General features: G+C 58.6%; 13 protein-coding genes. All 13 read right to left on the reverse strand.

Features of this window, described 5'->3' with window-relative positions:
• Positions 1-198: 198 nt before the first annotated feature.
• Entirely contained in the window at positions 199-1,797 is a 1,599-nt protein-coding gene (locus JOD69_RS00005; protein ID WP_086133189.1) for a hypothetical protein, read from the reverse strand.
• Between the two features lie 750 nt (positions 1,798-2,547).
• The gene (locus JOD69_RS00010; RefSeq protein ID WP_077730252.1) at positions 2,548-3,465 is read right to left on the reverse strand and encodes a methyltransferase domain-containing protein; all 918 of its coding nucleotides are present in this window, start codon (positions 3,463-3,465) and stop codon (positions 2,548-2,550) included.
• A 230-nt stretch (positions 3,466-3,695) separates the two neighbouring features.
• The gene (locus JOD69_RS00015) at positions 3,696-4,718 is read right to left on the reverse strand and encodes a sulfotransferase (RefSeq protein ID WP_168183720.1); all 1,023 of its coding nucleotides are present in this window, start codon (positions 4,716-4,718) and stop codon (positions 3,696-3,698) included.
• A 258-nt stretch (positions 4,719-4,976) separates the two neighbouring features.
• Positions 4,977-6,359 carry a hypothetical protein gene (locus JOD69_RS00020; RefSeq protein ID WP_086133187.1) on the reverse strand — a complete coding sequence of 461 codons (1,383 nt, stop codon included), beginning with the start codon at positions 6,357-6,359 and terminating at the stop codon, positions 4,977-4,979.
• 204 nt (positions 6,360-6,563) lie between these two features.
• Positions 6,564-7,952: a hypothetical protein gene (locus JOD69_RS00025; RefSeq protein WP_156880098.1), complete on the reverse strand. Its 1,389-nt coding sequence runs from the start codon at positions 7,950-7,952 to the stop codon at positions 6,564-6,566.
• Positions 7,953-8,078: 126 nt separating this feature from the next.
• On the reverse strand, positions 8,079-9,473 hold the full coding sequence (locus JOD69_RS00030) for a glycosyltransferase family 4 protein (protein WP_086133185.1): 1,395 nt from the start codon (positions 9,471-9,473) through the stop codon (positions 8,079-8,081).
• A 367-nt stretch (positions 9,474-9,840) separates the two neighbouring features.
• Positions 9,841-11,085, reverse strand: a complete 1,245-nt coding sequence (locus tag JOD69_RS00035; RefSeq protein ID WP_210023712.1) for a hypothetical protein — start codon at positions 11,083-11,085, stop codon at positions 9,841-9,843.
• Positions 11,082-11,828: an outer membrane lipoprotein-sorting protein gene (locus tag JOD69_RS00040; RefSeq protein ID WP_077730257.1), complete on the reverse strand. Its 747-nt coding sequence runs from the start codon at positions 11,826-11,828 to the stop codon at positions 11,082-11,084. Before JOD69_RS00040 ends, JOD69_RS00035 begins: the two co-directional genes overlap by 4 nt.
• Positions 11,829-11,885: 57 nt before the next feature.
• Positions 11,886-13,136, reverse strand: coding sequence for an ABC transporter permease (locus tag JOD69_RS00045; RefSeq protein ID WP_210023713.1), 1,251 nt, complete (start codon positions 13,134-13,136; stop codon positions 11,886-11,888).
• The gene (locus tag JOD69_RS00050; protein WP_077730259.1) at positions 13,133-13,873 is read right to left on the reverse strand and encodes an ABC transporter ATP-binding protein; all 741 of its coding nucleotides are present in this window, start codon (positions 13,871-13,873) and stop codon (positions 13,133-13,135) included. Before JOD69_RS00050 ends, JOD69_RS00045 begins: the two co-directional genes overlap by 4 nt.
• A 28-nt stretch (positions 13,874-13,901) precedes the next feature.
• On the reverse strand, positions 13,902-15,773 hold the full coding sequence (locus tag JOD69_RS00055; protein WP_210023714.1) for a 4'-phosphopantetheinyl transferase superfamily protein: 1,872 nt from the start codon (positions 15,771-15,773) through the stop codon (positions 13,902-13,904).
• Between the two features lie 2 nt (positions 15,774-15,775).
• The gene (locus JOD69_RS00060) at positions 15,776-16,996 is read right to left on the reverse strand and encodes a type III polyketide synthase (RefSeq protein WP_077730308.1); all 1,221 of its coding nucleotides are present in this window, start codon (positions 16,994-16,996) and stop codon (positions 15,776-15,778) included.
• 65 nt (positions 16,997-17,061) lie between these two features.
• Positions 17,062-24,630, reverse strand: coding sequence for a type I polyketide synthase (locus JOD69_RS00065; RefSeq protein WP_210023715.1), 7,569 nt, complete (start codon positions 24,628-24,630; stop codon positions 17,062-17,064).
• Positions 24,631-24,826 lie beyond the last annotated feature (196 nt).

Here is a 24,826-nt window from a genome sequence, read left to right on the forward strand (position 1 = left end):
CGCAAGCCACCATCGACTGGCGCTTCTCCGTGACCGATGCCCGTGAAAAACTCAAGCGGCTTTATCCATCTCATTCATCGTGATGAACTACTAGGTACGGGACAGTTCCCCCATCTAGCCGCTCTACATGGTATTTGCTTTTGTCTGCCTGACTTAAGGAGTGCCGCGCTGCGGCACTCCTTTCCCGATCTCTCGATGTTACGGCTTTACTCCGATGAGTTTCCAACCGCCATCCCGAGAGAGATTTGCTCTGCTGGACGATCCCACATAGAGGACATCTTTCGTTGGTAGCATCGTCCGCACACCGGCGACGGTGTCGGGATGGCCGAAACCGTTTATGGTCCACGGTACTGCCTTGGAATTCCCATCGGGGAAGACCCAAAGGTCGGCACCGGGATTCTTGCTGAAGTTGACGCTGGATCCCGAGTCGAGCGTTCCCACGGCCAGCTTTCCTTGGAAAACCGCCATGGTCCAGGTATAGACATTGGTCGGAACGTCGAAGCCCGCCGCGCCGTAGAGCGGGGTCATGCCGCCCAGATTGTTATCCACCATGCTCCAAGTGCTGCCGTTGTATTTCGGTAACTGCTTTTCCCCGTAGAGCAGTTGAATCTCGGGACTGCTACCGAAATTGCGGCCGCGGAAGATCGGAATGGCCCGGCTGAGGTTCTTTTGGGTTTCGGTACGATCCTGGGGCTCTCCGTAGGTACTTACGAACGTGCTATAGACCGACCACGGCGGGTTCATATGTCCCCAGTAGAGGTAACCGGCGAACGAGGCCAAGTCGCCCACCCCTTGGGTCGAGGCAACGAGGTCGTCGACTTCGTAGTCATTTACTTCCCAAACCTTGGTCCAAAGAGGGGCATGGATAAGCCGCAAGCCTCCTGCGGGAATCGGCGGACTCATCCAGATCCCGGCCGGCGGGTTGTTGGTTCCGAGGAAGCTGCCGACCGAGCTGGACAGTGTCGACGGACGCCAGGTGGCCACGAAAAGACGCCCTTCGTGCACGGCCAGATTGACCGCATCGTTGTCTACCATACCCACTGTCGTGAAGCTGAAAGGATTGCTTCGAGTTCCCGTCCAGCGCAGTATTTCGCCGCTTCCGGTGAGTGTCTGCACGCCGGTATACATGGCGCCCTGCGCAGAGACGAATTTGCGGATGTTGGCGTATCGCAACAAAGTCGTCGAGCCGAGATATTGTTTGGTATCGGCATCGAAGGCAAACAAATTGACGCTCACCCCGAGCTGGCCCGGACCGGCGAGTATTGCCACGCCATTGGATACGCCGGCCGACCGCAAGCCCAAGGTCTCGTTGATGAGCGGGTCGTTCGGCGTCACATTGGTTTGCTTACCGGTGGCGATGTCATAAACCCATACCTGCGGCGGTCTCCAGTCGCCCAGGAATTGGCGCAATGGTACCGGAACGCCGGGGTATTGGCTCAGCGAGCCCTCGAGGACGTTGATGGGATTGCCGGTGGAATCGTTAGCGAAATCGCATTCCTGCAATCCGTCGCCTGCGGTTTGTCCTATACCCGCGACATTGGCTCCAGTTCCGATCCAGAGGGTCTGTTTCCATTGGGCCAGACCCCAAAGATAGGCCTGATTTCGCTTGGGCGTCGTGCCGGTGGGGCAGGCTCCATTTGCCGACGCGGCGACATAAGGCATGCCGCAACCGTTCCAACACTCATCCGGGACGGCCTTCGCCAAGACGGTAGCGGTCTGCGCGTGGGAAACCGTTACCGCCGAATGGAAAATAAAAAGAGATAAGGGAAAAACAACTCGCCAATTGCACTTGATCATGTCGATACTCCTTTTTCCAAAGTGCATGTTTCCTGTTCGTATCATATTGCCCGTAACCGGGCAGAACTCGCATATTTGGTATATGTAATCGTTGAATTAAGTGGTTGCTTTCATTCTCCTCCTGAGTTGTTTTTGAATTTTTATTACGAGATTTCGGTATGGCACCGAATATTTTATTACGCGAATCTTATGCCATATCTATATTTTTAATTAGATCAATTATTTGCTTGGAGATAGTAAAGTGTCTGTAAAATTTTCTGACACCTTGATATTGCCGATCACGCGGGGAAGTTATGCCAATTCTTTGGAAAAATGATATTCAGCGAACGTAGGCTGAGCCGAAATCGTAATATGTCAGGATCATGTGTATATTTATAATTATAATTATAGGTTAATTACTTGGCTTGGTATGGCGAATCGATTGTAAAATTTTCTGACACTGTTATTTGCTTGAAAGGCTAATTCCAAATCGCTTTCGATAAGGACTTGCTTTCGTAGGGTGGGTTAGGCGCACATCAGCACTGATTGACCGCCGATCACCGCGCTTTGCGTGCGCCGTAACCCACCCTATCGAAAGCCGAATGGAATAAAATGCCGGCTCTCAGCGAGTTTTGATTAACTGAAAAACGCCGGGAGTCTAATATTAATGAATTATTTTTTAGCCCATGAAAGCTCTTTGTATATTCGATGTCTATGCAGTGGACGGTGCAAGTTCAGGCAGTACTATTAAAGTTGCGATAATTCGGGTTTTTATTTCGTTTTATATACTCTTTCGGTTGCGGGAATTTCTTTTTCTAATGCCAGTTGCCAACGAAATGCCCATTTCCATTTAATATTCCTCTTTGCCTCAGAAAATTCGTCTGTCAGCCTCTCCAGGTCCTTTTTCCGGAATCCCCGCAGGATGGAGATTAATCCATCGTGACGGGTAATGGTGGATGAGGCTGTAACAAAGGCGAACAATTCAAAAAGATGATAAGCAACAGGACTTCTGTGCAGGTCGTTGACCACAACTGCCAACCTGCACTGCTCGTAAGAATTCTTCAACAATTCTTCTGCCTTTCGGTTGTCGAAATGGTGAAGAAACAAGCTCATCACGACGATGTCAAACCGCCTTTTTTTAAACTCGTCCGAAAAAACATCTATCTTTTCAAAGCGTATCTCCGGAAAATCTTTCGATTGCGAAGTCGCATACCGAATAATCGAGTCGTTTATATCGACGGCGGTTACTGAAACCGGGATGTTTTTCCTTCGACACCATTTGACGACTGCTCTGGGAAGATCGCCGCTACCGCAACCCAGATCAACAACTTCTATCGGACGGCCGAAATCATGCTGTTCAAGTAACGGTGCGATGGCCGAAACCAACGCTTTTTCTCCGCCCAGCCAGCGGTTGACCCTGGCGATATCCTCTAGGTTTTTGATCAGATCATCACCGCCGAGCGTTGGGTCGTCGAGGAGCTCGCTGAGATTGGAGCGTTGCGAAAAGCTGTTCATGATTATTCCTCCAATTGTTTCAAACCACTGTGTTTTCACCGGAATTGCCACCATCAAACGGATGTCCGGACATAACGGATAGTCTTTCGTCATGCGTCCCGAAACATTCGCAGAAATGCCGATGACAATTCCGAAATGAAACTTCTCCATGGCGGCATCGTTGGCCGTTTCCATCGCCAGCCATTTGTCTACGCTGCCTTTCGGTGCGATCCACCCGTTTTGCGGAACGGCAATAAGTTATTAATCAGGCCCGTAAATACCCTCCTGGTATTTCGGGCCGCCGCCCAGGCCCGGTACACGCCCGGCCTGGGCTCACGCGGCTTGTCGCCGCGCCGGGGCATCCTTGCCCCGGATTAACCCGGCCTATATTTATAGGCCGGGTTAATAATCGGAGCCTCCTCAACCTAAGCCGCATCATTCCTGCGCATAGGGGTGCCCAGTCCGCTCGCATACCCATAGCGTTCTATTACCTGCCCCCAGCGTCGAGTAATTTCCTCCCTCAGTTCCGGGGTGAGGTCGTAGCGATTGGTACGATAATCGTTCGTCTCTTCTAGGTACTGCTTCAATTTGGGAAGCATTCGCTCGAAATCGCTTAGTTCCAGCTGGTCATACAGCTTACGGAGTTGCCCGACCGGATCTTGCACGAGGTCCTCGTATCGCAGTTCATGGAAGCGGGGGGCGTGGAGCAGCGGGCGTGCTTCCTTGATCTTCTGGAACATATGCAAGAAATTTTCGAACACATAGTCTTCCAGATCGTCGTATTTCGGTTCTTGCAGGCCCTGAGCCTCGTACAAGGATTTCCACAAATGCATCGTCGAGAGAAACAGGGTGTAAGGGTCGCGCACGATATGAACGAACTGTGCATCCGGAAACAGCTCGAGCAAGACCTTGATTCGATAAGTGTGGGTGGGGGATTTCAACAGGATACGTTTGGGGTTGCGTATCGTCAGCTGCTTGAGAAATTTTACGAAGGCGTCTTTCCAGCGCTGCAGCTCCCGCGACGGGACGTCTTCCAGACTGAAATATTCGGGGCAGGGATTGCGATTGGGAAAGGCGATCTTCTGGTAAGGGGAGGGCAGTCCGAGATTGCACAGCGCAAACTCGTCTTCCTGAGGACGTTCCCAACCCATGGCCATGTTGTCGAACGGCCGCTGCTCCGGTAATAGAGCCTTGAACAGGAAACCGAGCCAGTGCGCATCGAACCGCTCCGTGAGCAGAAAGCGGTTAGGGTTGAAGCACACGTAAGTGGTTGGATAGGTGAAACGGTCGTCCAGGGCGAGAAGCTCGTGGAGCCACGTGGTGCCGGAACGCCAATGTCCGATGATGAACAAGGGCGCTTGCTTGATTTCCGTTCTGCGTACCCGACGGTTCCATATCAGCTCTTGCAGACCGTGGCTCAAGCTGCCCAGCAGTATGACGAATGTCATGGCCACAATCCGGGGTATGCGTCGCACCCCAACGTCAAATCTGTTGTGGGCCAACATTCTTAGCCAGCCGAGAAAATTGCCCCCGAGCCAGATTTTGGCATACGACTTCTTTTCGCTCCGTGTCTTGCTATCGGTTGTATTCGTGGACAAATCCATTTGGGCGATTCCTTCTGTAAGGTTTAAATGAGTGACAGCGAGGCGTTTCCTCTGCGACGCGAAGCGTTCACTACGGCACGAAAAGTCGGCATCGGGACTGCCTCATTGCGCACCTGCGGCCGATCCGCAGCGATCCCGCTCAAACTCGGCCTTGGTGCATGTCGTGACGAGCGGAAAGTACTCTCCCATGTGCGCCGTAATGGCGGCGGGGTCGTTGTTGGTGCCGGCATAGTAGAGCAGCGCCTCGGTAAACGCCGGGTTTGGCTGCATGTGGCGCAGGATCAACGCCGGTATGGTATCGGTCGTAGGTAACCAGTTGGCTGCGTTGGCGGGCCGGCTCTCCGGATTGGAGAAGGCGACCGTCACATAGCCATCGCCATCTTGCGCCACCTGGGCATCGTACAAGCAGCCGTTAGTAGTCCATAAGCTCGAAGTATTGTGCATGCACAGAGACCAATAGCGGAGCTGCTCGTTGCCGGAAATATCGTCCGCAATACCCTGGAGGCCCTGGGTGTCGGGGAAGCTGGGCGCCCTGAAGCGCATCACCGTCACCTCGCCGCGCCAGGGACTCAAGAACACCAATAGATACCCGGTCTGGGCGTTGTAGTAGGTGCCCCGGCCGTTTGGCTGCGGAGTCACGGCCCGATAACGCGCCAGACCGTTGTTGAAATCGGAGGCGGAGGGACTCGGTATGTCCCCTGCTGCGGATGGGCCATTGACCTCACGGAGGCGAAGCTCGTCTCTCTCGGCGGGTAAGATTTGTGTTTCCCGTGTTTCGTCCGGCGACTCGGCGCTTTCTACTAATCTGATAAGCGCTCGCTTTTCTGCCTCCTGGATCTTCCGCATTTTCTCGCACATCTCGTGAATGCCTTCCAGGCTGGTCATTGCAGGGACATCGACGACGAAATAGAAATCCGGCTGAGGAATGCCGCCGAGCGAATCCGTGCCCGGATCGGGCAGATACACCCGGTAGGCTACGGAGTTGTATTCCGTCGTGCCCCCATCGTAACGATAGCCGCCGTAGAGGATATTCGCCGGCCTCGGCGGCTTAGGCGGCCGTGCCTCGGGCGGCACGTCCAGTAGATCGACGGTGTAAGCGCTTTCCGGGACGTACGGTGTATTCGGGAGGAACGGGTTTTCGCCGCGGTCGGGCACGATGTCGGTGTCGGCCAGCAGTGCCGTCGAAAACCCCAGGAAATCGTGGTTCTGCCAGGACATATAGCGCGCTCGAGGGAACCCGGTACGGAACCGGAAGTGTCCGCCCGGTGGATATGCCGGGAGCCCCTGCAAGAACCAGTACACGGCATTGCTTTCTATGGCCGGCGCAGTGCTGCTTTGAATCAACCAGCCCGAACATTCCGTCAGGGGAACCTCCTGGCCTCGGACCAGGTCCCCCTGGGCAAAACTTTCGCCGGGAAGCAACCCGAGCAGGCCGCTTCCCATCACTCCTGATATCGTCACAAGCTTGCGGAACGAATCCTTCATTGCACACCTCCTTAAAGGCAATGGGCCAATCCTTGGCCAGTCGAAGACATCCCCGAGCTTTGTGCTTTGCCATTTACTGTATTTGCTGACAATTCCATTTGGGTGGTTCTTTCCGGTGTAAGCCCCAAGTAAATGACTAAGGAGCGAAGCGGTTCTTCGAAACGCCGCTTCGTCCGTGCCGCGCGTCAACGGCATCGCTCCTCATCACCGCGTACCTTGCGGCGCCAGCCCGCAGCGATCCCGCTCAAACTCGGCCTTGGTGCATGTCGTGACGAGCGGAAAGTACTCTCCCATGTGCGCCGTAATGGCGGCGGGATCGTTGTTGGTGCCGGCATAGTAGAGCAGCGCCTCGGTAAACGCCGGGTTTGGCTGCATGTGGCGCAGGATCAACGCCGGTATGGGGCCGCTAGCGACGGGCAACCAGTTGGTCGCGTTGGCGGGCCGGCTCTCCGGATTGGAGAAGGCGACCGTCACATAGCCATCGCCATCTTGCGCCGTTTGGGCATCGTACAAGCAGCCCGTGGTAGGCAGCCCGGCCGTGGCATCGTGCATGCACAGAGACCAATAGCGGAGCTGCTCGTTGCCGGAAATATCGTCCGCAATACCCTGGAGACCCTGGGTGTCGGGGAAGCTGGGCGCCCTGAAGCGCATCACCGTCACCTCGCCGCGCGAGGCGCTCAAGAACACCTGGAGATAGCCGGTCTGGGCGTTGTAGTAAACGCCCTGGCCGTTCGGACGCGGTGTCACCACGCGGTAGCGGGCCAGATCATTGTTGAAATCGGAGGCGGAGGGACTCGGTATGCCCCCTGCTGCGGATGGGCCGTCGATCACGCGCTGGCCAATTTCTTCCTTCGCAATATTTGAAAGCGGCCTATCCTGCCTTGTCGCCAGAGACTCGGTGGTTTGAGCTACTGCGATAAGCGCTTGCTTTTCTGCGTCCTGGATCTTCCGCATTGTCTCGCACATCTCGTGAATGCCTTCCAGGCTGGTCTTTGCAGGGTCATCGACGACGAAATAGAAATCCGGCTGAGGAATGCCGCCGAGCGAATCCGTGCCCGGATCGGGCAGGTACACCCGGTAGGCTACGGAGTTGTATTCCGTCGTGCCCCCATCGTAACGATAGCCGCCGTAGAGGATATTCGCCGGCCTCGGCGGCTTAGGCGGCCGAGCTTCGGGCGGCACGTCCAGTAGATCGACGGTGTAAGCGCTTTCCGGGACGTGCGGTGTATTCGGGAGGAATGGGTTTTCGCCGCGGTCGGGGACGATGTCGGTGTCGGCCAGCAGTGCCGTCGAAAACCCCAAGAAATCGTGGTTCTGCCAGGACATATAGCGCGCTCGAGGGAACCCGGTACGGAACCGGAAGTGTCCGCCCGGTGGATATGCCGGGAGCCCCTGGACGAACCAGTACACGGCGTTACTTTCTATGGCCGGTGCTGTACTGTTCTCCATTATCCAGCCCGAGCATTCCGTCAGGGGAACCTCCTGGCCTCGGACCAGGTCCCCCTGGGCAAAACTTTCGCCGGGAAGCAACCCGAGCAGGCCGCTTCCCATCACTCCTGATATCGTCACAAGCTTGCGGAACGAATCCTTCATTGCACACCTCCGTGTAAAGATATGAGCCAACTCCATGGCCAACTGGAGATATCCCGTGAACTTCGTGCTTCGTTATCGATTTGCCGATGAATTCGATTGGGCGATTCCTGATTGCATTAAGAAACATTAACCCGGAATGTGATGCGCGCCCTCGATCGCACGAGGTTTGCGACTGCGTTCGGGAAGGAAGCCATCGTCGCCGTATTCGCGCGTATCAACGCCAATATGCGCCAAGACGGCGTCCGCCATTTCTTCAGCGCTAAACCTTGCTGCGATCGCCCGAGTGTTCTCGGTCAGTTTCCTGTGCAGCATCTCATCGGTGAGCAGACGCTCGAGCTGTTGGGCCAGGTCCTCGCTGTTCCAGGTTTTGAAGGTCAAACCGCCCGCCTTTTCGCCGTGCCGAATCACCTCGGTGATCCCGCCGTAATCGGGAACCAGCACCGGTGTTCCATAGCTCATGGCCTCGACGGCAACCAAGCCGAAAGGTTCTCGATAGACTGACGGATACACCACACACCGGCTATGTGCGTAAAGCGCGTTGCGAACCTCGGGCGAAACAGTGCCGGCATGGTGGACGACTATGCCGAGATAGTCGGCGAGCTCCGCAATTATTTTCTTATACGCTCGGCCTTTAGCCGTGGCACCGCAAATGACCAGTTGCATGGGAATTCGGCGGACGTCGAGGAGTTTGGCTGCGTAAAGCAAAAGATCGATGCCTTTTTCAACCTCCTGGCGTCCGATGTACGAAACGATCGAAATTCCTTTAAGGAGATTCGGAAACGCGGTTTTGAGAATCGAAAGAGGAGGTTTTTCGGTCGATTCCGGGAGATCGACGCCGTTATAGATAACCCGCAACCGCTCCGGATCGAGAGCCATCTCGTCTACAATGCGATTGCGATAATCCTGGCTGATCACTATGGCAGGCCAGGGCGAACCTTGAGTGACCTCGTTCAGCCGCTCGCGATATTCTGCAAACAAACCGGCCCGCCGCGCGTACTTGGCAAAGTCCTCGTCTCCTTGAAAGGTCAATAGGTAGTCAAAGGGATGAGTACCGTTTTTCTTCGCCGCCAGAGCGAGAGGTCCGATCGAGCCGAAGCTCATCATGAGATGGTCGACTTCGTCCAGGGCAAGATATTTGAGCAGCCGCTTGACGAGGAAACGATCTGGATTCGGCGTTTCATAAAGAGACCCGATGAGGTTCACCAGCAGTCTATCGATAAAGCCGGGGAAGTTCTGGGCAAGTCGAACTCGCAATCTGAGCGGAATTAGGTACAGGAGCGAGCCTATGATTCTGTCCAGAAACTCGGACGGTCGTCGAAACTGATAGCGGGTTGCCCGGCAGAGCATCCTTTGCTGGATTCCGTCGGCCACGAGGTCCGGGTTGCATTCCAGCATCCAATAAACGGCCACTTTGAAACCCCGTCTATGCAGAGCATTGGCAAGGGTGATGTCGCGTACGGTGGAGCCGAGATAGGAGCCATTGCCGATTGTGACGAAGGCAAACGCAGGCTTGGAATTCATTGGAAAGTCTCCTCCCTGGGAAATTGCTGATTCTTCTATTCAGCCGGTACTTCATGTAAACGCACAGATCATTCCAACATCGCCGCTCCAGCGCGAACGCGACTGGTTCGTTCGATCGTCCGCTGTCTCCAGGCATATCCCTGCCTCGGAACAGGCCGATGGAACGCCGTCAGGGCTCCCGACACCGCTGCACCGGGGTTGTCGCCGCGACGCTAGAGAATTTTCCTCTTTCGTGTAGCGCCCCCACGGGTGTGATAGGTCGGCAATCCTTTGCCGACGCCCTGGATCGGTGAGAGGCTTTGTCGGCAAAGGATTGCCGACCTGCAACCTTCCCAACCCACGCCGCTAGACCGTAATGAAAAACGCGCTAGAACGTGTACGCGGCGCCCACGAAGAACGAATAATTCAAGAGGCTGCCGAACTCGCTGTCGCGAGAGCCCGTGAAACCGTTGGCAATGACGTACAACAGCGTATGGTCGGTGGCTTCGTATTCGAAGATGCCGATCAGGCGGTCGGACTGGTCGTTCAGATTGTGGATCACCCGGAAATTCACGTTGAAATCGTTCCAGATCTCGGTATCCGAATACTGGAGCATCATGTAGTCTTGGCGAAACATGGGATCGGTGGAGTCGATTTCGCCCCTAAGGAAACATTGATCGATGCGATCCCGCAGGCAGCCGTTTTCGTTATGGAAATATTCCAGGTTGACGGTCGGTCCGGCCTCGAAGGTGTACGAGGCGCCTCCCAGTAATTCGAAGTCGCCGTAATCGCCGTGGGCGCCTTCTCCGTAGAGAAGCAGCGCGTCGGTCACGTTCCAGCCGCCGAAAAAGCCGACCCGGTAGCCGGTGTGTTCCCGGTACGAAGGGATGACGGAAAAGTACTTGCCGTCCCCGGTCCAATCGATCTTGAAGGCATAACCCGGCTGAAATTCCTGGCCTTGTGCCGAGCCGTCGGCGAATCCCGCTTGGTTGAGACCGAAACCCTGCTGCCGTCCCAATCGGCCTTCATCCGTATTGGCGATGAACGAAACGGCCCAGGTGGAATTCGGTATCCACACGGCCCGCGCATAGCCGAGTCCGGGAACTTCCACTCTCGGGTTGTTCCGCCCGTTCTCCTTGTTGAACGGGTTGGACGAAGACAGGAGCACCGACGGCCCCCACTGAAGGTTCTCGCGGCCGTAGGAAACGAACAACTCGTCCATCAGCCGGTAACGGGCGAACCACTCGTTCGTGTAGAACTGCGCCAGGCTGTCTTCTTCGCCCTCCGGGAACCCTTCCTCCCAGCGCTGCCACAGGTAGATGAAGCGTTGTTTGATACCCAGTTCCAACCGGCGGAAGTCCAGGTTGAGATCCACGCGCGGGTTGATCGACGCCTGATAGGTGGATATCTCCAGGATATTATTGGGATTCAGGCGCGAATTCATTTCCGGTTCCTGGAAAATTCCGAAAGCCAGGACGTTGATCCGCGAATAGAAGCCGCTCTTGATCTCGTCGAAAATGCTCACCGGCCCCGTGGATACGATCACGGGTTCGGTGGCCGCGGCCGCCGTTCCCGATATTGCGCACATGACAAAAACCCATAGTCCCCACGTTAGTCCACCGTTTTTTTTCATTTCATAAAGAGGTTGAGATTGAATACGTAATCCGGAAGTGGCTCGAACCGAGGCTTGGTGAGGTTGAGATAGGTCACGTCCTCGCTCATCAGTTCGTCGTACATGGTGATCTTGGAAATGAACGGACGCTCCTTTCCGTCGATAAGCACTTTATTGCCGTATTCCATTTCAGCCAGTTTGAATTTCTTTCCCGATACCGTGAAGTACTCCGCTTTCACCCCCACCAGGCGCTTTTTCGAAATCCAGTATTTGATACGATCGTACGTGGTCTTGTCGTTCTTGCTGGTGAGATCGAAAACATAGCATTCCTCGTCGCCCACCGTGTCGTCGGGCAACTGAGCAGCATTGTAGTCCTCGGCGTAATTGGTCGAGGCGATGTCGCCGTAGGCCGCGTTGCCCATCAGTTTCTGGCGCTGCGAAATGGGGACCGCCTTGCTCAGCCCAGGTTTGTAGAACCACATGTTGTTGTTCGACATGAGCAGTTTGTTGCCCTTGTACTTCGGCGGTGCGAGGCTTATTCCGGAGATGTCGAAGCCGCGCGCCTTGATGTCGTAATTCAAAGAGTCGGTACGGCCGTTTTCGATGGACTCTATCACCACTTCCCAGGAAATGCCCAGGAGGTTGCCCCGCGATTGATCCGCCGTCTTCAGTATAGTCTTGACGTCCGGCGAAGCCGACAACGGCGCGGCGGACAGCAATCCGGCCAGGATTAGCAAGCTTCCGAGCAAGAGGGTCGTTCTCATCGTCTTCTCCTTGTACTTTATCTACTCCATCGAAGCGGTCAACTGTCGCTCCTAGGTTCAGGTATGTCCCAGAGCGCCGACGATCTGCATGCGAGCTGCCGTGCGCGCCGGGAGACTGGCTGCGGCCAGGGAAAGAACGATCAGCAGCAGGATGCTGTAGAGCATGTAATCGGGCACCAGGTAGACCTCCAATGGCACCCGGCGGGTGATTTGGGGCGGTATCCAGGTCGGTTTGAAAAATGCGACGCCCGACCAGGTGATCAGGGTGAGGGCCATGCCGAGCAGCGATCCAAGAATCCCCAATAACATGCTTTCGGCCGCGAACAGTCCGACGATGCCGCGGCGCTTGAACCCCAGTGCCCGCAGCGTGCCGATCTCGCGGGTCCGTTCCATGATCGCCATGCTGACGGTATTGATCACGCTCATGACGACGATGGTGAACACGATCAGGAAGGTGAACAGGAAGATCACGTCGAACATCTGCTTCACCTTGGTGTAAAAGGTGGAAAGCTCGTTCCAGGTCTTGACTTCCAGCTTCAAGCCTTCTGCCGCCAGTTCTCCGGCCAGCTGGGCGCGCACGGTTTCCGTTGTGTCGTCGTTCGTCAGCAGCAAGGTCAGGCGATCCACGCTGCCGGTATCGTAGAGGCTCTGGGCGAACTTGAGCGAAACCGACATGAGCTTGTCCTCCAGCGCTTCGACCGGGCCATCGAAGAGCTGAAACACCTGGGCGTCGAGCGCGTTGATCTGTCCCGACACGGTGGGCGCCATGGCGACGGCGTCGGAGCCCAAGTCCAGATTAAGCTGCTCCGCCAGTCCCCGGCTCAGGCCGATGCCGTGAATGACGTCGTCCTCCAGGGATTTGCCGTCGAACAACTGGATTTTCCCTATCATCCCGCGGGCATGCTCGTTGATGCGGCGCACGGCGGACGGCACTCGGCCGGCGGCGATGAAGATCGTCGACACCTTCCCGTTGCTCAGAAGTCCCGAAATGTGGAGCTGCGGTGCCACCACCACGATTTCCGGATGCCGGGCCAGCACCTGTTGAATGACTCCCATCTCTTCTTCGTCGATGAGATAACGGGTCGGATCGAGTTTGCCTTCCTGGAGAAAGCCGGTCTTGAAAACGCTGAGATGGCCGTTACCCTGCGCGTAGATGTAGGAATCCTTGAGGCTGGTGAAGATGTAGGCGGTGAATCCGCCCAGGGTGTTGACCGCCGCAAAGCCGAGGCCGATCGCCAGAATCGTGAACAGCGACCGGCGCCGATTGCGGAAGAGATTTCTTAAGGCGAGCTTGATCCAGGTCATCATAAGCCCACCGATCGGTCTAGCCGCATGGCCGGCTGCTCCGGCGACCTGTCATCGATGATCTCGCCGTCGCGCATCTGAATCTGACGCTCCACACGTTCCAGCAGGCGCTGGTCGTGCGTGGAGAACACGAAGGTCGTGCCGTTGTTGCTGTTGAGTCGTCGCATGAGCTCGGTAATCCTCAAGGCGTTTTCGGAATCCAGATTGGCCGTGGGCTCGTCGGCGATCACCAGTGCCGGATCGGTAACCAGGGCCCGCGCGATCGCGACGCGCTGCTGCTGTCCGCCGGAAAGCTTGGCGGGACGATGCGCCGCGTGGTCGTCCAGCCCCACTTCGGCCAGACGCTTGCGCGCCGCTCGCCTTGCCTGTGCCGTGGAAACTCCGGAGATCTGCAGCGGAAGCATGACGTTTTCCAGAGCCGAGAGTACCGGAATCAGATTGAAGCTCTGGAAGACGAATCCGATTCCGCGGTTTCGAAGCTCGCTGCGCTGGTCGTCCGACAGCGCGGCCACATCCTGGCCTTCGAAACGCACCGTACCCGAAGAGCATACGTCGAGCAGCCCGATAAGATTGCAGAGGGTAGACTTGCCGGAACCCGACGGACCCCAGACGGCCACGAATTCGCCCCTATGAATAGACAGATTCACTGTCTTGAGAGCCGTTATACGGCTTTCGCCGAGGTGATAAACCTTCCCGACCTGGCGAAGCTCTACCAGCAGCGGCGGACCAATCCTGCTCATTATTCAATCCTTTGTGTGTTGATGGCGTTTAGGCTTGCCCCGCTTCCGTCTCCGCAGTCGCGGCGCCGGCATAGGCAATGACGAACTCTTCCAGGCGTACCGTCCGTACCATAATCGTTCGGCCGCTGTCTCGATGGACGATGTGGATCAGACCGTCCTCGCCTATGGCCTGCGCCTCGTAGGCTTTCGGCGAGCCGTTCATGCCGAGACCCAGCAACTTGGCGGCGACCTCCTTGGCGCACCACAGGCGGGTGGCCCATTCGTCGGGGGCGCCGCTCGTGTCACGGAGAAGCGAGCGTTCCGATTCGCCGGCCATGGTCTCCACGAAGCTCGGCTGGCGCGGGCGGATCGGTTCGATATCCACGCCCACGGGTCCCGCATGGGCGATGGCGATAGCGCGATGTTCGCTATGGCTGATGCTGAGCTGCGGCAACCGGTTCGCCTCGGGGACCGGCGCCACCTCGGGCTGGCCCTGGTCGTTGTTGCGAATGATCAGGGCGGCCGGGTGCAGCATTTCTTCCGTCCCGGCTTGCCGCGCCAGCCAGTCGCGCACGGCATCCTTGGCTGCGATGCGCCCCAGCAGCCAATGCTGCAGGCCCGGAGCATGCGAGCGCATGTCGGAAAACGTCTCCATCTCGTCCAGATGAAGGCAGAAGCGAGCGAGGAGCGTACTGTCGAAGCCGGCGATGTCTTCGCCTGAGATCATGCGGCAGCTGGCGGAAGGCGGGAGTGCCGGCAGGTCGAGCGCATGGCTCAGCAAATAGCGGGTCGGCAGGCGGCGAAAATTAAGTAGCCGCTTGTCCCAGCGGAACTTCCAGTCCGTCCAGTCCCTGATCCGCATCCAAACGGCGCTCGCGCCGTCCTGAATCTCGATGTCGGCGGAAAGGAGCTTGCCTTCGTCGCGGGTGATTTCGATTCGCACCGGGCATTGCGTTCCCGGCGTCGGGGTAGGCCGGTATAGCTCGAGCTTGCCGATGCCGACGGGAAAGACGTAGCGCTCTTTTTCCATGGCCCAGATTCCGATCAATTGTCCGACCGCATCGAGCAACGCCGGCTCGGTCAGAAACTGGGGCTTGCGTATGGATCGGAACATGATCTCGGGCGCTTTGACCACCAACTCGCCGGCGGCGCCCCGATCGCCCAGCACGATCTCCCCGACCAGGCATTGATACACGGGTCCGTGGAATAAGTGGCGGCCCCGGTAAATTTCCTCGGCGCTTTTGGGATAGAGACGGGCATTGGCGAACTCCGTGAAGCTGAGCTCGAGATCGAGACGATAGTAGGGCGCGAACAGGACGCGAGCCTGGATCGCCGGAGTCGCTTGGTCTTCGATATGGATGGCGGCGGCGATATGGCAAGTGTTCCGTTCGGCATCCCATTGCTCGAGACGGGCCGAAATCCGGAGACACAGGCGGTCGGTGTCGGCCAGCTCGATCCAGCGCGTGGCCTTCACGTCCTCGAAGCCGATCAGCCCGTAGCCGGGTGCGAGGCAGGCAGCCGTTTCCGCCAGGATCTCCAGGCTTAGGGTCATGGGAACTACCGGCAGACAGGCGAATAGCGGTTTCACCCCGGGCGCATGGACGAAGGCGTGATCCGCGAGATGCAGATCCTCGTCCAGGGTCAACTCGCGCTCCACGGTAATCGACCGGCCGGGCACATGATCGAGAATGCGCCCGATGAAAGGCAAAACGGGCTCGTCGCCGCGTTCCGCATTTTGCCTGGTCCAGTCCTGTGCCGCCGATGCCGGGTCGAACGCATCCCTCGGCTCGTCGGTTGTCGCCGTCGATTCGGCTGGGGAAGGTTCTGGAGTTTCGAGCTCCCTCAGTGACTCCACCTCGTATACCCGCCCGATCAAGGGCGGAAGATCGCTTTCCGTTGCGCGGCTCGATAGTTCCTTCATGATCAGACCTTTTCCAAAACGAGACCCGTAATCGTGAGTCCCGGTCCAAAACCCAGGCAGACGACGCGTCTCCCGCGGGGAATCGACTTGTCGTCCAGGATCGTTTTCAGGATATGAGGCACGGTCGCCGAAGACATGTTGCCGTTCTCGCGGAACACCTCCTTGCTGACCTCCACCTGATCTTCCCGCAGACCCAGTTCGTCCTGAATGTGTTCCACGATCTTCGGCCCGCCCGGATGAATGGCAAAGGTCAGCTCATCCTTTTGCGCGTCGAAATCGATCTCTACCCGCCGCAATAACGACTGGACGAAAGACCGGATGTGCTTCTTGAGGACCACGGGCACCATGACCGACAGGGTCATGTGGAATTGATGAGACCCCGGCACCCAGGTCATGTCCTCGGCGGAATCGGGCAGGAGATGTTCGTTGAACGCCAGGACCTTGAGGCCGGGAATTTTTCTCTCACGCGCCACCGGTTCCGGATACATCGAGTAGCGGATGAATCCGTCCGCGAACAAGGTCATGGTGATGATGTTCTCGGCACGGAAGTCCTCGATGTTGTTGTGGATCGACAGCAGTTCGGTGTGGATGATGTCCACCCGCTCCTTGGGCGGAGTCACCAAGCATTGCGAGGACGACAGAAAACCGTGCGCCATCTTGATGGCGGGGAAGGCGCCGTAGCAGCCCATGTGATAGCTGTGTGTGACCGTGGTGTCGAACCATTCCTTCCGTGCGACCATGCGCTCGACCGGGCTCGGCGCCAGGTAACCGGAGCAGGTCACGTGAATGACATCGTCCGGCGCTTTGGCCCCGTCGTCGTACATCTGGTTCAGACATCCGTCGACCACCTTGCCGTAGCTCTCGTGCCGGGCTTTGAGGTCCACGCCCTTCGGATCGTTCTTGTCCTTGAACAACTGCAAGTACTCATACTCGGGCTCCGCCAACGTGAACTCGCCGTCCGAGAAGCGGATATCGGTGAGGCGGGGAAAGAACACCAATTGCCGGCGCTTGATATGGGAAGGCGAGAGCGCGTACTTGTCCAGCTTCTCTTTCACTTCCCTGTGAACCCGGCGAAAGCCTTCCTTGTCGCAGATGTCATTGTTCAGGCAATAAGCCTTGGCGAAACCGAAGGCCGCCAGTTCGAGAGTGATGCGCTGCGGGACAGGTTTCGATACCCTCACCGGAGTGAAGTCCGCCAGTACCGCACTGTGTAGATTTGCCATATCCATATGCTCCGTTTACTCCTTGTCGGGTTCACTAGGGGATTCGGTCGAGCGGTCGCGGGGCATCACGCCACCGCCGGTGTCAAAACGGTCGAATCGACCGCGCGCCGCGTGGTTTCATCGCGCGCCGAGGAACGTCCGAGTCCGGCGGCGATCGCCTCGATGCTCGCTGCGATCACGAGTTCAGGCTCCTGCCGGTCGCGGCGTTCCAGCACTTCCAGGCAATGCCGAACCCCGGTTTCTACCGGGATCGGGCGGATGTTCCGGGAAGCATAGAGCTTGCGCAGTTCGTCGTTCACCATGCCGGAGTCCCAAGGACCCCAATTGATCGAGACGGTGTGGACGTTCGGCCACTCCACTGTCAGTCGGTCGGCCAGCTTGTTCAATACCTCGTTGGCCGCGCTGTAGTCGCATTGGCCCACGTTGCCGAACCGGCCGGCCACCGAGGAAAAGAGCACCAGGAACTTCAGCTTTGACGGGTCCAGCTTCCGGGCCATGGTCAGCGCCGGAATGACCTTGGTGTCATAAACCGCGTCGAAGGATTCCGGCGTCTTGGCGCGGATCAGCTTATCGTCGATGACGCCTGCGCCGTGGAGCACGCCGTCGATTCGTCCCCAGCGCGCATAGATGTCGTCGATCAATTGTCCGAAAGCAGCGCTATCGCGCACGTCCAAAGCATGGTAATCGACTTCTGAACCGGATTCCTTGAGGGCGGCCAGGTTGGCGCGGATCTGTCGTTCCTTGAGAACTCGTCTGAGTGCGGCCTCGACCTCGGCCGGTTTGACCTTACCGCTCTCGCGCCTCATCTCTCCGATCAGAAATTGCCGCAAGGCATCCGGATCGGCGATATTTCGGGTGGATGCCGATTCAGGCTCGGGCATCGGACTCCGTCCCACCAGCACCAGCCGCAGGCGCCGATTTCGCGTCAAGCCTTTGGCGATATCGGCGGTGATGCCATACGCTCCGCCCGTGACCAGAACCACGGCGCCGGAGTCCAGCTCCAGTTCCGGCCTGATGGTGCCATGGTCCGGGCGCTGTTGCAGATCGAGCCGCCAGCGTCCCTCCCTGGTGTGGCCTATTTCCAAGGTTTGATCGTCCGGGCGCAACTCCATCAAGACCCGTTCGATCGACTGGCTGGTCCCCAGGTTCGGATCAAGATCGATGCACTTTACCTTTAAATGCGGCCATTCGAGGGCGGCGCACTTGGCAACCCCGAGGGTGCCCGCTCGCTCTGCCTCGAACAGCCGAGACCGTTTCAGGCCGAATTGTCCGTCCAATGCGGTCAGATTGATCAGCCAGCCGCCCCCGGCCCGAACGTTCTCCTTGAAGTCCTGTTCCAGAGCTTTCAAGGTCAGGAACAGTGCCCGCGCCTCCGAGGGCCGATAGTCCTCGCTGCCTTCTGGCGTCTCCGCGCTCAATAGATTGATCAGCCCGCCCAGCGGTTTCCCGCCGGCTTTAAGGAAATCGCGCAAGCCGTCCAAGCCTTTGGGCGAGGACAAATCGACTTCCAAGCGATCACCGTCCAGGGCGCGGGTTTCGCGACCCGGGACAAGCTGCCGCGTGACATAGCCGATGCTGTTCAGCGCGTTACGAAGCGCCTCGCTGAGCTCGGAGGCATGCCCCAGCAACAGCATCATGGGTGGCGTGCCCGGATTGATGACCGTTCCCCCTTCGAGCGGAGCGGGAGCGGGCTTCACGACGTAACAGGCCACGCAGTCCGGTTGTTTGGCACCAGCGGTAGACTCCACCATCTCAACCGGCGAGATCGATGGTGGAGTCTGCAATTTTTTTGGCGAATCGGCGCCTCCCTGCGCTGGTTTCGGTTCCCGCAGCCGGTCGTACCAGGCGATGATCTCGTTCAAGGTCTTGAGACCCGACAGCTCTTCGAGCACCGTTTCCTCGTCACGTCCTTCCAGCAGGTTATGGTGGTCTTTCAGGGCACTGAAAACTTCGATCCGTTTGATGGAGTCGATGCCGAGATCGGCTTCCATGTGGGCATTGAGATCGAGCATGTCTTCCGGATAACCGGTGCGCTCCGATACCGAGCGGAGCAGATCGGCCTTGAACTGCTCGGTGGGCGCGAGCCCGGTGCCGCCGGCTGCCGGCGCCTTCACCGCCACAAGCGGTGCGGTGTCGCCACCGCCGGTGGGTTTGGCGGAGACCGGTCCGCCGCTACGGACGGCGGGCGTCGGAATGACGGACAACGGCCGTTCCCCTGCCGCTTCGGCGGGACCCGCGGTACGAAGCTGAAGCGGCAAAACGGGTGCCGGCGGCACGCCGTTCAGAACCGCTCCGCCGGACGCGGCCGCTGTCGCGACCGGTTGCGCTTGTGCCATCGAGGAGATTTCGGGCGATGCGACCGTCCACTGCTGCGCCGACAACGATGCGCCCGCCAGGTTGGCGTGCAGAAAATCCAGGAAGGAGCACAAGGTTCTTTGTTGCTCGCGCTGCAGATCGATGAGCTGGGCGACGCAGTTCTGGATCAACGAGAATCTCGGATCTGATCCCGCCGGGATTCCCTCTGCTGGCGGCCCCAAAGCCGGCTTCGCGGAGTTGGATGCTTCATGGTTCATCACGGAATACCTCCTTGTGTTGGTTGGAAGATCTTGCACCACGGCCAAGGACGGGCGCGCGCCCGCGGCCTGAGTTGGCGCCATATCGGTGGAAGCCGCCGGGGATTTCAATCCTGTCGGCAACGGCACGACATTCTTGGATGTGTCCGCCGAGTCGTGCCAGGGTACCGCCCGGCCGCCGTTGACCCGCCAAATCAGCGGTCCCGGATTGGCTTTCGCCCGAGCCTGGGCGAACAGCTCCGGCAGCGGACGGTCCGTCAGCCCGCGGTGTCTGAACCAGGTTTCGAAGCGTACCGGAACGCCCAGCGCGAACAGTTGAGTCAGAAGGTGGGAGAGCTGGAGCCAGCCGGGGCGCCCCGGAGCGTCGAGACCCAGAGCGGTGTGCGGCCGATCGGCCAGGATGCGGTCGACGAGTCCGCTCAGCACCAGACCGGGACCGATCTCCAGAAAAATCCGGGCTCCCGCGTCGTAGAGACGGTTCACCTCCTCCACGAAGCGCACCGGCTCGGCCAGATGGCGGGCTAGCAGTGCCCGGATTTCGGCAGGCTCGTCCGGATAGCGGTCGGCCGTGGTATTGCTGAAGATCGGGAACTCGGGAGAGCGGAAGTCGATCTTGGCCAATTCGGCGGCGAGTACGGCGCTGGCATCGGCCATGGCGGCGCAATGGAACGCGCCTCTGACCGCCAGTTTGGTTACGCGTAGAGAGTTCTTGGCCAATACCGCCGCCGCCTCGTCGATGGCTTCAGCCGGGCCGGCGATGATGGTCTGGTCCGGAGCGTTCAAATTGGCAATGCAGACGGCAAGTCCGTGCTCGGCGATCAGCTTTTCGAGCCGAGCGCCATCCGCGTCCACGGCGGCCATTGCCCCTCGGGAACTTTGTCCCGCGTCGGCGGCGATGCGTCCGCGAACTTCCGAGAGCCGGATCAGGTCGTCGCGATCGAGAGCGCCGGCGGCGCACAAGGCGACGTATTCCCCGTAGCTGTGGCCAGCCGTGAAATCGGGATGGACGCCATAGTTCTTGAGCAGTTCGAACGCCGCCAGCTCGACCGCGCCAAGCGCGGGTTGCGCGATCTGCGTTGCATTCAATGCACTTTGTTGCCGTTCCCGTTCCTCGTCGCTGAACGCCGGCAGCGGATAAATGAATCGGGACAGCGGCTGAGGCAGGCGCTCGGCGAGGAGAGTATCCGCCCGCTCGAAGAAGCCGTGCAGTTCGGGCTGGGTCGCGACCAGATCGCGCAGCATGTTGATCTTCTGCGATCCCTGGCCCGGGAAGACAAAGCATAAGCCACCTGCGGCATCGGACTCCCGATAATAAATGCCTTGAGGATGCCTGATCTCCGCTTTGTCATTATCGCGCAACTCGCGAAGAGCTAAATCGAGCTTTTGCCTGAGATCCGCAACCGACGTGGCGACCATGGCCAGCCGGCAGGCGCGGACGCCCGCGCCGGTTCCCGTTTTGACTTGTTCCGATTGCAGCGAATACGCCAATTGGGCGAGATCGAGATGTTCGGTATATTCGAGTCCCTGCTGCAGGCGTTCCACCGCGTGAACGATGTGAGAACGATTCGGTCCAAAAAAAATGAAGGGTTCGGCGTCACGGGGATTCAGATCGATTGCATCGGTGTCCCGGTAGTCGCCGCCGTATTCTTCCAGTACTGCATGGAAGTTGGTACCTCCGAAACCGAAGGCGCTTACGCCACAGCGTCGCGGATGTCCGTCAGGGTGAGCGAACCAAGGCCGGGTTTCGGTATTGATATAAAAGGGACTGTTTGTGAAATCCACGCGCGAATTGGGCGTTTCGACACCCAAAGTCGGTGGCAGAACGCGATGTTTCAGCGCCAAGGACGCCTTGATCAGCCCGGCAAGACCGGCGCTGACCTTGGTGTGGCCAATCATCGATTTCACCGAGCCGATGGCGCAGGACTGGGGCGCCGGATTGCATTCGCCGAAGGCAGTGTTGATGGATTCGATCTCCGACTTGTCGCCTACGGCGGTACCCGTGCCATGAGCCTCGATCAAACCGACCGTCGACGGATTCACCCCGGCGTCCTCGTAGGCGCGGCACAATGCACGCACCTGGCCTTGCGGATGAGGCGCGGTAAGGCTGCGATTGCGTCCATCGCTGGAAGCGCCGATCCCCTTGATGACGGAGTAGATTCGATCGCCGTCCCGTTCGGCGTCGCTCAGGCGCTTGAGCACCAGTGCCGCGACGCCCTCGCCGATAGCGATGCCGTCCGCACTGTCGTCGAACGGCCGGCATCGCCCGCGGGGCGAAAGGGCATGAGTTTGGGCGAACGCCATGAAAGCCACGGCATTATTGGTGCCGTCGATGGAACCCACCAGGGCCACGTCGGCGTCGCCATTTCGCAATTGCTTGATTGCCACGTCCAGCGCTGCGAGCGACGAGGCGCAGGCGGCGTCGACCGCGAAGTTGGTTCCTCCGAGATCCAAGCGGTTAGCTACCCGGCCGGCCACTACATTGCCGAGGAAGCCGGGGAACGAATCCTCGGTCCAGTTGGGAAGCTCGCGCTCGTAAAGAGTTTGCATGATGTGCTTCCGGGTCGCCTCGGGCAGCCCCGGAACCTTGGGCAGATAATGGGCCAGCAAGGTGCGGAAGATATAAATCGTGCCGAGGTCGTTCATTCCCCCGGAAGCGAATATGGCCGAGGTCCGCTCCTTGGGGAACGGGCGGCGGTCGAGCCCGGCGTCTTCCAGGGCGCGCTTCGCCACGTACAGAGCCAGGAGCTGCATCGGTTCGATGGAGCGCAGAGCGGCCGGGGGAATACCGAACACCGTGGGGTCGAATTGGACGTCGTCGAGGAAACCGCCCCATTTCGAGTAGCTCTTGTCCGGCGTTCCGCGCTTGGGGTCGAAGAAATCGGCCGGACGCCAGCGGTCGTCGCTGACCTCCCGGATGGTGTCCACCCGCCGGAGGATGTTCTGCCAGTACTGGCGCACGTCGCCCGCCTTGGGCAGCAGGCAGGCCATACCGATGATGGCGATATCATCCCGGTTCTGTCGCCGCGTCCAGCGTTTCGCCTCGGGCTCGTGCGCTGCGCCGGCAAGCAGTTCCTGGCTGCCCGTGGCGACCGCAGTGTGAAGCTCGGCGATCGTAAGGGTATTGTTCCTCAGCCGCGCGACTTCGCCCAGCATGTACATGCCCTCGCGCCGTTGCGTCTGGACATTTACCTTGACATACCGGTCGTCCGGGGCTGTTGCCGCGGACTGGCTCTTATGAGCGATACCCTTGGATGCGATGCGCAGTCGGCCGATGTTGAGCAGTTCGAGCACCTTCAGCGTGCGCTCTTCGGATTCCAAAGCCATTTGCAGTTCGCGCCGCGTCCGGTTGAACTCGTCGCAGAATTCCGTCTTGGCGCAACGGGTATAGATTCCGACGCCGGATTGGAGCAAGGCGGTTTCTCGGCAGGCGATCGCCTGGGCCTGAAACTCGTTCACGATTGCGCCGGTGTGGACGATTTCTTCGGTGAAGAGGTATGCCGTGCCCATGACGACCCCGATACTCATGCCGCGGGCGACGAGCGGCGCCGCCAGGACCGAAAGCATCGCAGCCGAAAGCTCGTCGTGGATTCCGCCGGCGAACAGCACCTGAACCGACTCGGGATCCTCCAGCTCTGCCGCAGTCAGGACTTCGATGGCCGATTCCCAGAGGATGAAGCTGGTGCGCGGACCGGTGTGTCCGCCGCATTCGCTGCCCTCGAAAATAAATTTGCGGGCGCCTTCCTTGATGAAGCTGTTAAGCAGCCCCGGCGAAGGTACGTGCAGATAGGTCATTATCGAGAGCGCTTCCAGTTCGCGCGCCTGACTCGGCCTTCCGCCGGCGACGATGGCGAAGGGGGGCTTGATTTCGCGGATGACATCGAGCTGTTCCTGACGCAGTTCCAGCGGCATGAAGCCGAGCAGCCCCACACCCCAGGGGAGATCGCCCATGAGTTTACGGGTGCTGCTCAACAATGTTTGGATTTGCGGTTTGCGCATGACGGACAGGGCGAGAAACGGAAGCCCTCCGGCGTCCGCCACCGCCTTCGCGAACTGGGCGGTATCGCTGACCCGCGTCATCGGACCCTGAACGATAGGAAACCGGGTGCCGTGTTTGCGCGCCAGAGGCGAGTCGGCGGACAAGGCCTGGTGCGAGCGCGCTTGCTCGATCAGCGAATCCATGCTTTCTTTCACAGCGGTGAGGATGCGGCCTACGGTGCCGTAGCGCTTGGCCAAAGGAGCTGCGAACGCGATATCCTGCCCGAGAGGCAGCAACGCGTCTTCGGTTTCTCCGAGGCGCTGTACCAGCTGGTCCCGCCAGGGTTCACCGCGAACCACCCGTTGCTCCAATTCCTGGAGCTTATCGCGGCCGGAGCGTGCGAACAGCCGAAACGGGGCTTCTTCCGGTGCGAGCAGAATCGTTTCGCTGCCGTCCAACTGGCTCCACATGCCGCGCAGATTTGAATGAGCGAGCGGGCTTTCGTCGGTCAGCCACAGTTGTTCGCACAATACGACGCCGTTCGCGCCGGCGAGCGCCGCCGCTGCAGCGCTGCGCAGCCCGATTCCGCCTTGAATCCAGTAGGGAATGTTCAGCCGTCCCTTGAGCTCCTGCAGCAGAATGAAAGTCGAGTGGCGACTAACCGATCCGCCCGCTTCATGGCCTTTGACGATCAGTCCGTCGCAGCCGGCGGCGATGGCGGCCTGGGCCGACGGGAAATCATGGACTTCGACGAAAACTCGGCGGGCGATGGATTTGACTCGCTTCCGCAGAGCAGTCAGTTCGGCCGGTGTCGAACCGGCGAGGACAAGGATGGGAACTTGGTATGGTAGGAGTTCGGAAAGTCGGTTGAGGTCTCGGGCTGCCAATCCGAGTACGTCCCAGCGGACCCCCCACTGCGCCGATTGGCTGGCGGCGGACGCCAGGCTGTCAAGCGCCGACGACAATGCATCTGGCATCTCCCGGTAGCCTAGATCCAAGATCCCGATTCCGTGGGCTCTTACGGCCGCGATGGCAATCTGCGGATCAAGACAGTGTGCCGGCGTGATAGCAATAAGCGTTTCCATCCGTTCACCTCCTATGTGATGGATACTTTCCCTAGCTGGAATTCAGATCCTGTAGCTTAGGCGAGCAGGATTTTCCTGAACCCCAGGCATTGCACGCAAAGATAACTTAGAAGAAGCGAGCTAAATCAGTTGCGTGAATTTATGTAAAAACAAGGGGCTAAAAGCCCAATTGTTTCTCAATCCAGTCATTGCGAGC

The sequence above is a fragment of the Methylocaldum sp. RMAD-M genome (assembly GCF_017832375.1).
Taxonomy (GTDB): Bacteria; Pseudomonadota; Gammaproteobacteria; order Methylococcales; family Methylococcaceae; genus Methylocaldum.

What these genes read in the sequence shown, in the direction of transcription:
- JOD69_RS00005 (WP_086133189.1), bottom strand. Translation starts at nt 1,797, where the DNA reads ATGATCAAGTGCAATTGGCGAGTTGTTTTTCCCTTATCTCTTTTTATT.
- JOD69_RS00010 (WP_077730252.1), bottom strand. Translation starts at nt 3,465, where the DNA reads ATGGAAACGGCCAACGATGCCGCCATGGAGAAGTTTCATTTCGGAATT.
- JOD69_RS00015 (WP_168183720.1), bottom strand. Translation starts at nt 4,718, where the DNA reads ATGACATTCGTCATACTGCTGGGCAGCTTGAGCCACGGTCTGCAAGAG.
- JOD69_RS00020 (WP_086133187.1), bottom strand. Translation starts at nt 6,359, where the DNA reads ATGAAGGATTCGTTCCGCAAGCTTGTGACGATATCAGGAGTGATGGGA.
- JOD69_RS00025 (WP_156880098.1), bottom strand. Translation starts at nt 7,952, where the DNA reads ATGAAGGATTCGTTCCGCAAGCTTGTGACGATATCAGGAGTGATGGGA.
- JOD69_RS00030 (WP_086133185.1), bottom strand. Translation starts at nt 9,473, where the DNA reads ATGAATTCCAAGCCTGCGTTTGCCTTCGTCACAATCGGCAATGGCTCC.
- JOD69_RS00035 (WP_210023712.1), bottom strand. Translation starts at nt 11,085, where the DNA reads ATGAAAAAAAACGGTGGACTAACGTGGGGACTATGGGTTTTTGTCATG.
- JOD69_RS00040 (WP_077730257.1), bottom strand. Translation starts at nt 11,828, where the DNA reads ATGAGAACGACCCTCTTGCTCGGAAGCTTGCTAATCCTGGCCGGATTG.
- JOD69_RS00045 (WP_210023713.1), bottom strand. Translation starts at nt 13,136, where the DNA reads ATGATGACCTGGATCAAGCTCGCCTTAAGAAATCTCTTCCGCAATCGG.
- JOD69_RS00050 (WP_077730259.1), bottom strand. Translation starts at nt 13,873, where the DNA reads ATGAGCAGGATTGGTCCGCCGCTGCTGGTAGAGCTTCGCCAGGTCGGG.
- JOD69_RS00055 (WP_210023714.1), bottom strand. Translation starts at nt 15,773, where the DNA reads ATGAAGGAACTATCGAGCCGCGCAACGGAAAGCGATCTTCCGCCCTTG.
- JOD69_RS00060 (WP_077730308.1), bottom strand. Translation starts at nt 16,996, where the DNA reads ATGGCAAATCTACACAGTGCGGTACTGGCGGACTTCACTCCGGTGAGG.
- JOD69_RS00065 (WP_210023715.1), bottom strand. Translation starts at nt 24,630, where the DNA reads ATGGAAACGCTTATTGCTATCACGCCGGCACACTGTCTTGATCCGCAG.